At 45.5% G+C, this 13,772-nt stretch carries 12 protein-coding genes and 4 tRNA genes; 13 read left to right on the top strand and 3 right to left on the bottom strand.

The window, feature by feature from the left end:
* Positions 1-48 precede the first annotated feature (48 nt).
* From ACHA99_RS19740 to rsgA, 3 genes are all read right to left on the bottom strand, one after another.
* A complete protein-coding gene (locus ACHA99_RS19740; RefSeq protein WP_393944531.1) occupies positions 49-930 on the bottom strand; it encodes a DMT family transporter in 882 nt (293 codons plus the stop codon).
* A 6-nt stretch (positions 931-936) separates the two neighbouring features.
* Positions 937-1,815 (bottom strand): archaetidylserine decarboxylase, encoded by an 879-nt coding sequence (gene asd / locus ACHA99_RS19735; RefSeq protein ID WP_212599644.1) that lies wholly within the window; start codon positions 1,813-1,815, stop codon positions 937-939.
* A gap of 62 nt (positions 1,816-1,877) precedes the next feature.
* Positions 1,878-2,942, bottom strand: coding sequence for a small ribosomal subunit biogenesis GTPase RsgA (gene rsgA / locus ACHA99_RS19730; protein WP_105250279.1), 1,065 nt, complete (start codon positions 2,940-2,942; stop codon positions 1,878-1,880).
* A gap of 112 nt (positions 2,943-3,054) precedes the next feature.
* On the opposite strand from rsgA, the gene orn reads away from it, so the two are divergent.
* The 13 genes from orn (at position 3,055) to hflX (ending at position 13,758) form a co-directional block, all read left to right on the top strand.
* Positions 3,055-3,600, top strand: coding sequence for an oligoribonuclease (orn, locus tag ACHA99_RS19725; protein WP_393944528.1), 546 nt, complete (start codon positions 3,055-3,057; stop codon positions 3,598-3,600).
* 269 nt (positions 3,601-3,869) lie between these two features.
* Positions 3,870-3,945 (top strand) — tRNA-Gly (locus ACHA99_RS19720).
* 42 nt (positions 3,946-3,987) lie between these two features.
* Positions 3,988-4,063: transfer RNA gene (locus ACHA99_RS19715), tRNA-Gly, on the top strand.
* A 41-nt stretch (positions 4,064-4,104) separates the two neighbouring features.
* Positions 4,105-4,180: transfer RNA gene (locus ACHA99_RS19710), tRNA-Gly, on the top strand.
* 42 nt (positions 4,181-4,222) lie between these two features.
* A tRNA-Gly gene (locus tag ACHA99_RS19705) sits at positions 4,223-4,298 on the top strand.
* A gap of 682 nt (positions 4,299-4,980) precedes the next feature.
* A complete protein-coding gene (locus ACHA99_RS19700) occupies positions 4,981-5,436 on the top strand; it encodes a hypothetical protein (RefSeq protein WP_028761762.1) in 456 nt (151 codons plus the stop codon).
* A gap of 268 nt (positions 5,437-5,704) precedes the next feature.
* The gene (locus ACHA99_RS19695) at positions 5,705-7,189 is read left to right on the top strand and encodes an NAD(P)H-hydrate dehydratase (RefSeq protein WP_393944526.1); all 1,485 of its coding nucleotides are present in this window, start codon (positions 5,705-5,707) and stop codon (positions 7,187-7,189) included.
* A gap of 102 nt (positions 7,190-7,291) precedes the next feature.
* Positions 7,292-7,750, top strand: coding sequence for a tRNA (adenosine(37)-N6)-threonylcarbamoyltransferase complex ATPase subunit type 1 TsaE (tsaE, locus tag ACHA99_RS19690; RefSeq protein ID WP_028761764.1), 459 nt, complete (start codon positions 7,292-7,294; stop codon positions 7,748-7,750).
* 8 nt (positions 7,751-7,758) lie between these two features.
* Positions 7,759-9,216, top strand: coding sequence for an N-acetylmuramoyl-L-alanine amidase (locus ACHA99_RS19685; protein WP_028761765.1), 1,458 nt, complete (start codon positions 7,759-7,761; stop codon positions 9,214-9,216).
* A gap of 13 nt (positions 9,217-9,229) precedes the next feature.
* Positions 9,230-11,143: a DNA mismatch repair endonuclease MutL gene (mutL, locus tag ACHA99_RS19680; RefSeq protein ID WP_393944523.1), complete on the top strand. Its 1,914-nt coding sequence runs from the start codon at positions 9,230-9,232 to the stop codon at positions 11,141-11,143.
* Positions 11,136-12,062 carry a tRNA (adenosine(37)-N6)-dimethylallyltransferase MiaA gene (miaA, locus tag ACHA99_RS19675; protein WP_393944521.1) on the top strand — a complete coding sequence of 309 codons (927 nt, stop codon included), beginning with the start codon at positions 11,136-11,138 and terminating at the stop codon, positions 12,060-12,062. The genes mutL and miaA overlap by 8 nt, the downstream gene beginning before the upstream one ends.
* Before the next feature lie 92 nt (positions 12,063-12,154).
* Entirely contained in the window at positions 12,155-12,427 is a 273-nt protein-coding gene (hfq, locus tag ACHA99_RS19670; protein ID WP_006084207.1) for an RNA chaperone Hfq, read from the top strand.
* Positions 12,428-12,450: 23 nt separating this feature from the next.
* Positions 12,451-13,758 (top strand): ribosome rescue GTPase HflX, encoded by a 1,308-nt coding sequence (gene hflX, locus ACHA99_RS19665; protein WP_263139778.1) that lies wholly within the window; start codon positions 12,451-12,453, stop codon positions 13,756-13,758.
* Positions 13,759-13,772: the final 14 nt, after the last annotated feature.

Genomic DNA, 13,772 nt, shown 5'->3' with positions numbered 1-13,772 from the left:
GGCGAAAGACGCTCCATATTAGCCAAATTGCGTTGAGATTGGTATGTTTCAGGCGTTCTTTTTTCGCCGCTGTGACTGGTGCGATTGATGGGTTTCGAAGATGGCGGTAGCGACTATGATAGTGCCACCAATTAAGGTGTTGAGATTGAGCTCTTCACCTAAAATGATCAGCGCTAACATGGCGCCATAAAAGGGCTGTAAGCAAGAGACTAGCCCAACCGTTTTGGCGCTGAGTTGCCTCAGCGCAGAAGTAAATAGCGCATGTGGCGCTGCGGTAAAGACGACGCCGAGTAAAATAATTAATCCCCACACTTCTAATGAGATACTGCCCAGTTCCGTTTGGTGCCACGGCATCAGGAACACCACAGCGACCAAGGTTTGATAGAACATGGCATGGGGGCCGCTGTACTGGGAAAAGTAGCGTTTGTGCAATAAGTTACGGGTGGTGAACAAGATGGCAGATACTATGCCGATGGCAATCCCTAGCGTAGTGTCGTTACCTAAATTGGCCTCAGGGATTAGCAATATCACCCCAATCAGCACTAACACGCCACTGAGCATATCGTGTAATTTTATCTTATTACCTGTCAGTAACGGCTCAGCAATGACTGTCATCACCGGATAGGTGAAAAACGCAATCATGCCAATGGCAACCGATGATAATTGCATGGCCGCAAAATAGGTCACCCAATGTAGGCTGACGATAACCCCAAGCCCGATTGCGACTAGATAATCTTGTTTGCTTGCCAGCGTTAAACGATTGCGGCTGAATTTGACTAGCAAACCTAACACTGTGGCTGCGACGATACAGCGTAGAAAGGTGATGTCGAGGGCACTGAGCGGGATTAATTTAGAAAACAAAGCTGTGCCGCCAAATAGCAGCACAGCCAGATGCAATTCAATTAATCCCGAAGGTTTAGCAGAACTCAAGAAAGCTTAATCCGCTTGCTTAACGTCTTTCAGGTTAGCGAAGGCTTGTCCCATACGAGTCACTGCTTCGGCTTCGACACCTTCAGCAAAGGTCGCGATAGCATCTTTAGCAAACAACATCACTACAGTACTGCCTAACTTGAAGCGACCCATTTCCTCACCTTTGTCTAAGGTGATGGCATCTGGGCCTTGGGTTGGATATTCCCAAGTGAAGACTTGCTTACCTGTCGGCGGCGTGACTGTGCCAGCCCATACAGTTTCAATACTGGCAACAATTGTTGCGCCAACCAATACCATGGCCAATGGACCTAATTCGGTTTCAAAAATCGCCACAACGCGTTCGTTACGGGCAAATAGACCGGGTACGTGTCTCGCCGTTAACGGATTCACCGAAAACAGTTCGCCAGGTACATAGGTCATTTTTGATAACGTGCCTTTAATCGGCATGTGGATACGGTGATAGTCTTTAGGCGCCAGATAGATAGTCGCAAAATCACCGCCTTCGAAGCGTTTAGCATCTTCGGCTTGATCGCCAAGCAAAGTTAACGATGAATAGTGATGACCCTTAGCTTGGAAGATGCGACCGTTTTTGATGGGGCCTAACTGACTTACCGCACCATCGACGGGATGTACCATGATATCGGCGTCCATGTCTAACGGACGAATACCGGGTTTAAGGGCGCGGGTAAAAAAGGCATTAAAGCTTTTATAGGCTTCAGGCTCACTCTGCGCCGCTTCGCTCATGTCGATTTTATATTGTTTGATAAACCACTTGATGGCGGCAGTGGTCAAGGTGCCAGCTTCGGCTGCAGCGAGTTTACCCACTAAACGAGATAACAAGTGTTTTGGCAGCATGTACTGCAGCGCTATTTTGACTTTATCCAATTTCAATTCCTTTTCTTACTGCTCAATCTTTGCTGAGACTGTTGTTATTTATCAATAAGTCGTTATTCATCAGTGGCCGCACGGAAATGGCGGGCATGACGTTGTTCATCTAAGCTGGCGATAATTTTATGGTAATTATTAAAGCGATCTGCGCTGATCTTACCTTGGCTCAGGGCTTCTTGAAGTGCACAGCCGGGATCGTCACCGTGTTTACAATCGCGGAATTTACACGCGCCAAGATATTCGCGAAACTCGATAAAGCACCAGCCGACACGTTGTGCAGGAAGATGCCATAGGGCGAACTCGCGCACGCCTGGGGAGTCAATCAAATCGCCACCACTAGGCAAGTGCAACAGTTTGGCTGTGGTGGTGGTGTGTTGGCCTAAACCTGAGTTATCGGAAACATCGCCGATAATAAGCTCTGCATCGGGTAGTAATGCATTGATGATTGATGATTTACCCACACCAGATTGGCCCGCAAACACGCTGACTTTATCTTTGAGTATACCTTTGATGGTATCGATACCATCACCGAGCTTGCTGCTGACCTTATAAACCGGATAGCCAATGTCTTTGTAGCGCTGTAGCGCTTCATCTATTGCCTGCGCTTCATCGGGATTGAGCAAGTCAATTTTATTCAAAATGATGATAGGTGGAATATCGGTATCTTCAGCGGCCACTAAATAACGGTCGATGATCTGGGTGGTAAAGCTGGGTAATACCGAGGAGACAATCAAAATTTGGTCGATATTCGAGGCGATAATTTTCACGCCATCGTATAAATCTGGGCGTGTAAGTGATGAGCGACGTGGATGAACGGCTTCAACAATACCTGCGATGCCGCTATTGGCTTGGCTCTCAATGGCTAAGCGTACGATCACTTTATCGCCAGTCACTAAACTGGTGACGGCACGGCGAATATTACAGCGCACAATTTGGCCGCTTTCAGTTTCTATGTCGGCATGTTGGCCAAAACGTGAAATCACAGTACCGGGCTGTTCTTGCCCCAATGAACTATCCTGTAACTCTGGCGTATTTTTATCGCCACTATCACGATTGAGTCGCTTCTCGTGATTAGCGCGCATACGGCGTAATTGACCTTGGCTTAGGGGTTTCTTTTTACTCACTGATTCGTCTTCGTCAATTAGGTGATTTTTTGTGTTGGAAAAAAGCAGTATGATACACGCTCTTGAATAAAAAAGCCTGAATTTAGGCTAACTGACACGATAAGGCTGATTTATGACGGCAGATGTAAATAATCTCATTTGGATCGATTTGGAAATGACAGGGTTAGAGCCCGACGTCGACAGGATCATTGAAATTGCCACTTTAGTGACAGATCAAGAACTCAATATTATCGGTCAAGGCCCGGTTATTGCAATTCATCAGTCAGATGATGTGCTGGCCGCTATGGATGATTGGAATCAAAAGCACCATGGTGAGTCAGGGTTGATTGACCGCGTTCGTGCTAGCCAAGAAACCGAAGCGCAAGCCGTGGCTAAGACGATTGCCTTCTTAGAACAGCATGTTCCTAAGGGCGCCTCTCCAATGTGTGGTAACAGCATTGGTCAAGATAGACGCTTTTTAAATCGTTATATGCGCGAGCTGGAAGATTATTTCCACTACCGCAATGTGGATGTCAGTACGATTAAAGAGCTAGTGAAGCGTTGGAGCCCAGAAACTATGGACGGTTTTAAGAAGCAAAATACTCACCAAGCCCTGCAGGATATCCAAGAGTCGATCGCTGAATTGCAGTATTATCGCAGCAAAGTATTTAAAATTTGACCGATCAGTAGATAAATATGCAAGAAGGGGTTGCAGCCGCATGAATTTTTCATATAATGCGGCCTCAACTTTTTGATGCGAACAGAGATGTGCGGTCATTTAGATTGAATGCGGCATTAGCTCAGTTGATAAATGTTAAAGGCGATACCTTTGTTAATGTTGAAGGCAAATGTAGCAGCGATACAAAAGGCGACATTAGCTCAGTTGATAAAAGTTGATAGACGATACCTTTATTAATGTTGAAGGCAAATGTAGCAGTGATGCAAAAAGCGACATTAGCTCAGTTGGTAGAGCGATACCTTGCCAAGGTATAGGTCATCGGTTCGAACCCGATATGTCGCTCCAAATTAAAATTTAGTGATTTGCCAAATCATTAATACAGATTATGCGACATTAGCTCAGTTGGTAGAGCGATACCTTGCCAAGGTATAGGTCATCGGTTCGAACCCGATATGTCGCTCCAAATTAAAACTTAGTGATTTACCAATAATTAATACAGATTATGCGACATTAGCTCAGTTGGTAGAGCGATACCTTGCCAAGGTATAGGTCATCGGTTCGAACCCGATATGTCGCTCCAAATTAAAACTTAGTGATTTACCAAATCATTAATACAGATTATGCGACATTAGCTCAGTTGGTAGAGCGATACCTTGCCAAGGTATAGGTCATCGGTTCGAACCCGATATGTCGCTCCAATTTCCTAAATATTCCACTATCAGATTACTCAATTGACATTAGATCAGTTGCGGACTTGATATGGCGATACCTTCTTTTTTGCCAAGGTATAGGTCATCGGTTCGAACCGTTCTTGATCAAAATCATGTCGCTCCAATGCCCTGAATCTTCCATTATCACATTACTCAATTGACATTAGCTCAGTTGCGGACTTGATATGGCTATACATTCTTTTTTGCCAAGGTATAGGTCATAGGTTCGAACCGCTCTTGATCAAAATTATGTCGCTCCAATTTCGTTCCATTTCCTTATTGTTTATTTAACTTTCAATTGGTTAAGTTCATAATGTCGCTGTACTTCTCACATAATTCCCTCAATTGGCTCATCTATATTTGTCTTGATTCACTGACATCTACCTCAAGCCCTCTATCTCAGATTCACCATGCATAACCAAAGACTTGCGAATACCCTTTGGGCTAAGTGTGTTGAGATCTCTTTTGGCTTTTCTCTTTTATACAAAACAGTGTGATAGGATTTAGATGCGTGATCTATAGCGTGTTTCTTCAAGTTTTCCTAAATTAGATAGCTGCGTGAAAGTTAAATTATGACCTTGTTCAAATATTCGTAACGCTTTTACTCACATAATGGAATTAGACAAAATTAATAGCGCCAAGTAGTTGGCCTGACAATGGAGTGCATTATATGCGTATTCAACAATTACGTGATCTACTCGAGTATGTGGCAAATTGCCGCTTAGATATGGCGCAACTCTATGGCCGACTCAATAATCAAGCTGACTCGGCTCGTGTGAAAATGATGTTGGAGTATTTTGAATCACACCAAAAAACCATGGCAGAAAAACTGCGTGATTATATGGATGAAGCACCACATCGTATTCTTGATACTTGGTATAAAGACTTCACTTTTGAAGACTTTACTAAGCGTTGCCAAGATACTATGTTGCCCGCAAACATGAATGAAGATGATGTGCTCAACTTACATTTAGACCTAGAAAATCGTCTGATTGGTTTGTTAGAAAAAACAGTTAACTCAACCACGGCGGAAGATGCGCGCAATGCGTTAGCCAATTTGATCCGAGTAGAGAAAACTCAGCAGCAACGTTTAGTCCATAGTACGATTCGGATGGACGATATCTAAACCGTCATTTCTTCTCGAATCTCAAAGCCAGCCCAGTGCTGGCTTTGGTTTTTATGTCGACTTTGTATCGGCCACTTTTACTCTACTTTGCTCCATTTGGGCGGGTTTCTGCGCCAGAACTGATTTACGTCATAATTTCTCGCTGCTTTTTTTGCTACTTTCTTGATCTATTGGCTGATTTTTATTGGCCTTGCTCAATTCTGCCAAGACTTCTATGGTGAGATTACTCATTGTGAAATGGAGTCATTGGTGTCTAAGGAGATCCTTCATGGCACAAGATCTATCGCAATTTCCCAAAGCTCTATACACCCAAACACAAGTTCGCGAAGCTGAACTGAGTGCAGTGTCTCAGGGAGTATCTAGTCTCTATGAATTGGTCGAGCGTGCTGGCGCGGCGGCTTTTGAGTGTTTAGCGAAACATAGCTCCAAAGTCTCACCTGTGTTAATCCTTGCCGGCAGCGGTAACAATGGTGCCGATGCTTTAGTGTGCGCCTATTTAGCCCGTGCCAGTGGTATGGACGTTTCTGTGATGATGACGTCAGCGGCAGGTACACCTGAGTGTCAGCAAGCATTGACCCATTATCTTGCTGAAGGTGGAAAATTACTGCCGTTAGAGGTTGAACCTATTCTCGCTGCGAAAATCATAGTCGATGGTCTGTTAGGTACGGGTGTACGTGATGCTGTGCGCGACGATATGGCTAAATATATCCGTGCCATCAATGACAATTCGGCTTGGGTATTGAGCCTTGATTTACCCTCTGGAGTCATTGCTGATACAGGCGCCGTAGTAGGTGTTGCTGTGATGGCGGATATCACCTTATGTTTTGGTGGTGTAAAGCAAGGTGTGTTAACAGGTAAGGCGCGGCATTACAGTGGCGAGCTTGAATTTGCAGATTTAGGATTAACGCCTTTCTTTGCTGAAGCGAGCGCACAAAGAGTTGGAAGAGAGACTCTTAAGGACTATTTTGCCGCCCGAGCACGGGATAGCCATAAAGGCCAATCGGGAAAAGTCACTGTCATCGGCGGTGATATAGGCATGGCTGGTGCTGTGAGACTGGCAAGTGAGGCTTGCCTACGTGCAGGCGCGGGATTAGTCACTGTGATCAGTCGACCTGAGCATCAACTGACGGTGAATGTCTCCCGTCCTGAACTGATGTTTTGGGGTTGTGATTTAGTCGATATGGAAGTGTATCTGCGCCTTGGTTGGGCGCAGGTTATCGTGCTTGGCCCTGGTTTAGGTAAGCATGACTGGGGGTATAATTTGTTTAAAGCCGTGGGCTTGAGCGATAAGCCTTGTGTTTTAGATGCCGATGCGTTGAATCTGCTCAGTAATGAACCAAGGCGCCAAGCGAATTGGGTACTAACACCACATCCGGGCGAGGCCGCGCGTTTACTTGGTTGTACCGTGGTCGATATTGAACTGGATAGATTTGCCGCTGTTCGCGCTATACAGCAAAAGTACGGCGGCGTTGTATTGCTAAAGGGCGCAGGAACGGTCATTTTTGATGGTCAGCAAATGGTAGTTGCACCAGTCGGCAACCCTGGGCTTGCCAGTGGTGGGTGTGGCGATGTGTTATCTGGTATTATAGGCGCGCTCATGGCTCAGGGAATGGATAATATGCAGGCAACTGTGCTTGGCGTAGTCGTACATGGTTGCGCCGCTGATCTTGCGGCAATACAGGGAGAACGGGGTATGTTAGCGAGCGATTTAATGCCTTTTATTCGCCAATTAGTGAATAGTGATTTACTCTAGGCGGAATGTGAGACTCAAGCGGGGCTGGACTTTGTTATGTGCCCTGTGCCTTTTTAGGATTGAGTCGCTTCTCCATCAATAATAGCAGTGATATAAGCGGATATGACAGAGTTAACTTTTTTCTTAGACAACGAAGACGACACTATTGCGGTTGGGCAAAAATTAGCCCGCCATGTCCAAGCGCCTTTGACTCTGTATCTTACGGGTGATTTAGGAGCCGGTAAAACGACGCTGAGTCGTGGCTTAATTCAGGGATTGGGCCATAAAGGTGCCGTTAAAAGCCCGACTTACACTTTAGTTGAACCTTATGAGTTAGAAGGTGTCGAAGTTTATCATTTTGATTTGTATCGTTTAAACGATCCAGAAGAACTCGAGTTTATGGGGATCCGTGATTACTTTACGGATAAGAGTCTGTGCATTGTTGAATGGCCAGATAAGGGAGAGGGTTTACTGCCCGCTGCCGATGTCCATATGCATTTAAGTTATCAAAATAGTGGGCGAGAAATACGCATAGAGGCCTTGTCTGAGCCAGGTGAAAAGTTATTAAAAGCGATAAAATAAAAACTAAAATGATAAAAAATAACCCGTATTTTCAAATTATTATTCTTTCTTTATGTTCTTTTTTCTCTGTGGTGGCCCATGCTGCTAATCAGTTAGAAAGCGTACGTATTTGGGCCGCGCCTGAGTCAACTCGAATCGTGTTTGACTTGAGTGGAGTGCCTGATTACACCTATTTCTCTTTAGATGGCCCTAATCGTTTAGTGGTGGATTTAAAAAAGACCACTGCTAAAGTTGTGCTTAAAAATCTTGAAAACAACAGTAAGTTAGTTAAGGGCGTACGGATCAGTAAGTCACCGACTAAAGGTGATTTGCGCTTAGTGATCGATCTCGTAAAACCATTGAATGCAAGCTTGTTTTCTTTGCCTGTTACTGCGCCCTATGGCAATCGTTTAGTGGTTGATTTAGAAGATAAAACGTTAACTACGGCAACGGCTATCGTGTCATCTACACCCGTCAAAACTGTCACCCAAGCGGCGCAATCATCCCGCGATATTGTCATTGCTATTGATGCGGGTCATGGTGGCGACGATCCTGGCTCCATTGGTCCTTCTGGTGTTTATGAAAAAAAGGTCGCCCTAGAAATCGCCAGACGTGTTTCCAGCAAAATCAATGACACGCCAGGCATGCGTGCTGTGATGATCCGTACTGGTGATTATTTTGTGAATTTAAATAAACGCTCTGAACTGGCGCGTAACAGTAAGGCAGATCTGCTGATTTCTATCCATGCGGATGCCTTTACCTCGCCCAATCCACGTGGCGCCTCCGTATGGGTGCTATCAATGCGTCGTGCTAATAGTGAAATTGGTCGTTGGTTAGAGCAAAAAGAGAAACACTCTGAGTTGCTGGGCGGCGCGGGTGAGATTATTCAAAACACGGATAATGAACAGTATTTGGCTATGACGCTGCTCGATATGTCAATGAACAGTTCGATGGCAATTGGCCATTCTGTTGCGGGGGATATTTTAAAAGATTTAGGTGGCGTGACTCAATTGCATAAAAGTCGCCCTGAGTCCGCGAGTTTAGCCGTGCTGAAGTCACCGGATATTCCTTCAATCTTGGTTGAAACGGGCTTTATTTCAAACCCTAAAGAAGAGCGTTTACTGTCGAGTAGTCGCCATCAAGAGAGCATTGCCAATGCTATTTATAAGGGGGTGAGCCGTTACTATCACAACAATCCGCCAGCGGATACTTTGCTTGCCCAAAGAAGGGGAGGAAGCTCTAGCAGTGCTAAGCCGGCCAAAACCACAGCAAAAGCATCAGCAGAAAGAACGCCAACTGAAAGAACACCTACAGCCTATGTTGGCGATGCGGTATCGACAAAGGTTAAACATAAGGTCCGTCGCGGAGAATCTTTATCTGCAATCGCGCAACGTTACAGTGTGCCAATGTCCAGCATCAAACAAGCGAATGGAATGAAGTCCGATGTGGTGCAGTTAGGGCAAACGCTAGTCATACCCCAGAGTTAAATAGGAAAGCATGATGGGCATTCAGATCCTGCCTCCGCAATTAGCCAACCAAATTGCGGCGGGGGAAGTGGTTGAGAGACCCGCTTCCGTAGTCAAAGAATTGGTCGAGAATAGCCTCGACGCAGGAGCGAGCCGAGTCGATATTGAAATCGACAAAGGCGGTAGCAAGCTGATTAAAATTCGCGATAACGGATCTGGCATACCTAAAGATGAACTCGCGCTAGCCTTATCGCGCCATGCGACCTCAAAGTTACACACCTTAGACGATCTTGAAGCAATCCTTAGTTTTGGTTTCCGTGGTGAAGCGCTAGCCAGTATCAGCTCAGTCTCACGTTTAACTTTAACTTCACGCACGGCTGAGCAAACCGAAGCGTGGCAAGCCCATGCTGAAGGTGCCGACATGGCAGTTAAAGTGATGCCCGCCGCGCATCCAGTAGGTTCGACGATTGAAGTGGTGGATTTATTCTTTAATACACCGGCTCGCAGACGCTTTTTAAAGAGTGACAAAACCGAATTTACCCATATAGATGAATGGTTAAAGCGCATTGCATTAGTGCGTGGGGATATCCATTTCACGCTGACGCATAACGGCAAGACAGTACGTAATTATCGTCCTGCCATGAATGAAGCCCAGTATTTACAGCGTTTGACGCAAGTGTGTGGCCGTCCATTTGCCGAGCAAGCGCTTAAGATTGAATGCCAACACGATGATTTGCGCCTCAGTGGCTATTTGCAGTCACCTTGGTCACCGGTTATCAGCGATACCCATTACTTTTATGTCAATGGACGCCTTATCCGTGATCGCTTGGTCAATCATGCAGTGCGTCAAGCCTTTGCTCAAAAAGCAGAACTTGAACAACCCGGCTACGTGCTGATGTTGGATATCGATCCCCATCAAGTGGATGTTAACGTGCATCCTGCTAAGCATGAGGTGCGATTCCATCAGAGTCGCTATGTGCATGATTATATTCTGCAAGCATTGCAATCGGCGCTGGAAGAAGCAGGAGAGCTCAACTTCGTTCACTCTAGCTCTTTGGGTGAGGTTGAAGATGTGTTTGTGGATGCCCCGATAAGCGCCACTGAAATCTCAGCCCCTTTTGTACTTGGCGCTGATTCAGCTCTAGTTAATGCGCAAACTGATACACTTGAGTCTGCTCAAGATTCAGTTACCCCTGCCGTTCAAGTAAAGTCTCTAGTCGCAGGACGAGAAGGCGCCAGTTTTGGCACTCAAACCAATGCTTTTGGCAGCATGACAACGCCAAGGGACAGCAGCCGTGGCAGTTATTCTGCAGGTGAATCTCGACAACGTACTGAATTACCGTCAAAGGCGGCAATAGCAAGTTATGGTGCTTTACTGCAAACCCCTTCTTACAGTGTAAAAGATCAAGATTATCAGTCTGTGTTACCTATGCCATCGATATTAGATGGGCAATATTGGGTGATGACGTCGGAAGATAAACTCAGTCTATTATCAATAAAATCAGTAGCATTGGCGACGCGATGCCAAGAGATTGAAGCTAAACTAGCGACGGGGTTAATTGGTCAGCCTTTATTGATGCCAGTGTCTGTCGCGGCTGATGCGGATTGGCAGGCTGTGCTCACTGAACACGACACGCTGATCCGCCAATTAGGTTTAGAACTAACAATTCGTTACCAGCAGTTGATTATTAAAAAAGTGCCCCCATATATCAGAGAGAGCCAGTTAGCCAAAGTGATCCCTGAGTGGCTACAATCGCTACGTTTTGAAACACCTGCGCCGAGCGCATTGGCATTTTGGTTGGCAAAACACAGTTTAACGGGATTCGTTTCGGCACCAGAAGTCTGGGCAGCATTTTCGCAGTTAGCTGAAGAGAAAAAACAGCTTATTGCCAACAAAGCGATATTCTTACCTTGGCAATCGTGGCTAGAAGAGCAAGCAAGTGAATAAAGAATTACAGCCTAAAGTGTTATTTTTGATGGGGCCAACGGCCTCAGGTAAGACAGCTTTAGCATTAGAATTGGCCGAAAAGCATAACTGTGAAATCATTTCGGTCGATTCGGCATTAATTTATCGTGGTATGGACATTGGCAGTGCCAAGCCTTCAGCAGACGAACTGGCTCGCGGGCCGCACAGATTAATTGATATTCGTGATCCCAGTGAAAGCTATTCGGCAGCCGACTTTAGAGCCGATGCAATAGCCCAGATAGAAGAGATTGTCAGCATGGGGAAAACGCCAGTATTAGTTGGCGGAACCATGATGTATTTCAAAGCGTTACTCGAAGGTTTGTCACCTTTACCGAGTGCGGACGAGGCCATTAGGGCCGAGATCCAAGCGGAGGCGGATAAAAAGGGATGGGAAGCACTGCATGACCAATTAAGGGAGATAGATCCCGTGTCGGCAGAAAGAATTCATCCTAATGATCCACAAAGACTTTCAAGAGCGCTGGAAGTCTATAGAATAAGCGGCAAGAGCATGACTGAGTTGACTCAGACCAAGTCAGCCCCCTTGCCCTATGACGTAGTGCAGTTTGCTATTGCACCGCGCGAGCGCAAAGTGTTACATGACTTAATAGCGCAACGTTTTGCGCTTATGCTCAAACAGGGCTTTATTGAGGAAGTCACAGAGCTAAAAGCCCGTGGAGACTTGCATTTAGACTTGCCTTCAATGCGTTGTGTCGGTTATCGACAGTGCTGGCAATACCTAGATGGTGAGTTTGACTATGATACTATGGTCGAAAAAGCGGTTGCTGCTACTAGGCAATTGGCTAAGCGTCAATTAACATGGTTGCGGAGTTGGCCAGAGTTGAATTGGCTTGAAAGTGGTGCTGAGGGGAATTTAGTTATACTTATGCGTCAATGCCGCTAGCTTATTAGCCCTTGCTGTATAATACTAAAACTAAACAAAAAACTATCACTGATATCGATTTATTTTATATAAATTAAAAAGGAAATAATAAAATGGCTAAGGGGCAATCTTTACAAGACCCATTTTTGAACGCATTGCGTCGCGAGCGCGTTCCTGTATCAATTTACTTGGTTAACGGCATTAAACTCCAAGGACAGGTAGAGTCGTTTGATCAATTTGTCATTCTGTTGAAAAATACAGTGAGCCAAATGGTTTATAAACACGCTATTTCTACTGTCGTGCCAGCACGCCCATTCAACGTTACTGGTCACCAAAATGCCCAAGGCGGATATGGTGCTCAAGATGATGCGCCTAGTGGCGAATAAGTATTATCTGAGGAGTTTGCTTCTTGTTTGATCGTTATGAGGCGGGAGAAACTGCGGTTCTTGTCCATATCGACTTTTCCGATGAGGAACGCCGAGAAGATTTAGTCGAGCTGCAGCTATTAGTAGAATCAGCTGGGGCAAGATCAGTCGGGGTGATTACTGGAAGTCGACGTTCACCGGATCGCAAATTTTTTGTGGGTTCTGGTAAAGCCGAAGAGTTAGCTGCATTAGTGGCGGCGACTGAAGCCAATGTGGTGATTTTTAATCATGCATTGAGTCCAGCCCAAGAGCGTAATCTTGAGCAAGTGTGTCAGTGTCGTGTGCTCGACCGTACGACACTTATTCTCGATATTTTTGCCCAAAGAGCGCGAACTCACGAAGGTAAGTTACAGGTGGAGCTAGCGCAATTGCGCCATATGTCGACTCGCCTGATCCGTGGTTGGACGCATCTTGAAAGGCAAAAGGGCGGTATTGGTTTACGTGGTCCAGGGGAAACCCAGCTCGAAACCGATAGACGTTTGCTCAGAGGACGGATTAAAAATATCAACAAACGCTTAGAGCGAGTTGATAAGCAACGTGAACAGAGTCGACGTGCACGTAAGCGTAGTGATTTGTCGACAGTTTCATTAGTCGGCTACACAAACGCGGGTAAATCAACGCTGTTTAATGCCCTAACATCATCTGATGTTTATGCTGCAGATCAGCTATTTGCCACACTCGATCCTACGCTAAGAAAGTTAGATTTACCTGATGGTGCCGTGATATTAGCGGATACTGTAGGGTTCATTCGTCATTTGCCCCATGATCTCGTTGCTGCATTTAAGGCAACCTTACAAGAGACAAGGCAAGCTGAGTTATTACTACACATAGTTGATTGTGCAGATGAAAACATGGCGGATAATTTTGATCAGGTTCAATCTGTACTGAAAGACATCCAAGCCGATGAAGTCATGCAACTCGTGGTCTGTAACAAAATCGATTTACTCGAAGATGTGACGCCAAGAATTGAATATAACGACATAGGCAAACCCGTTCGAGTTTGGGTTTCAGCACAGAAGCGTTTAGGATTTGATTTGCTATTGAAAGCCATCACTGAGCTTATTGGTGAGGTGATTAAAGAGCTAACACTTAGAATTCCGGCAACTGCTGGACATTATCTTGGCCAGTTTTATCGACTGGATGCGATACAGCAGAAAGAGTACGACGATCTGGGGAACTGTATTTTGTCTGTTCGTTTATCGGACGCCGATTGGCGCCGATTAACAAAACAGAGTCAGGGTGAGTTAGAAACCTTCGTCTTCGAAGATTCGATAGATGAAGCTGTTTGTTAATAATCTAATTTATT

Source organism: Shewanella sp. S23-S33, assembly GCF_043359565.1.
Lineage (GTDB): Bacteria > Pseudomonadota > Gammaproteobacteria > Enterobacterales > Shewanellaceae > Shewanella > Shewanella oncorhynchi.
The sequence above is the reverse complement of the archived record's forward strand: the minus strand, read 5'-3'. Positions and strand labels throughout refer to the sequence as shown.

What these genes read in the sequence shown, in the direction of transcription:
- orn (WP_393944528.1), top strand. Translation starts at nt 3,055, where the DNA reads ATGACGGCAGATGTAAATAATCTCATTTGGATCGATTTGGAAATGACA.
- ACHA99_RS19700 (WP_028761762.1), top strand. Translation starts at nt 4,981, where the DNA reads ATGCGTATTCAACAATTACGTGATCTACTCGAGTATGTGGCAAATTGC.
- ACHA99_RS19695 (WP_393944526.1), top strand. Translation starts at nt 5,705, where the DNA reads ATGGCACAAGATCTATCGCAATTTCCCAAAGCTCTATACACCCAAACA.
- tsaE (WP_028761764.1), top strand. Translation starts at nt 7,292, where the DNA reads ATGACAGAGTTAACTTTTTTCTTAGACAACGAAGACGACACTATTGCG.
- ACHA99_RS19685 (WP_028761765.1), top strand. Translation starts at nt 7,759, where the DNA reads ATGATAAAAAATAACCCGTATTTTCAAATTATTATTCTTTCTTTATGT.
- mutL (WP_393944523.1), top strand. Translation starts at nt 9,230, where the DNA reads ATGGGCATTCAGATCCTGCCTCCGCAATTAGCCAACCAAATTGCGGCG.
- hfq (WP_006084207.1), top strand. Translation starts at nt 12,155, where the DNA reads ATGGCTAAGGGGCAATCTTTACAAGACCCATTTTTGAACGCATTGCGT.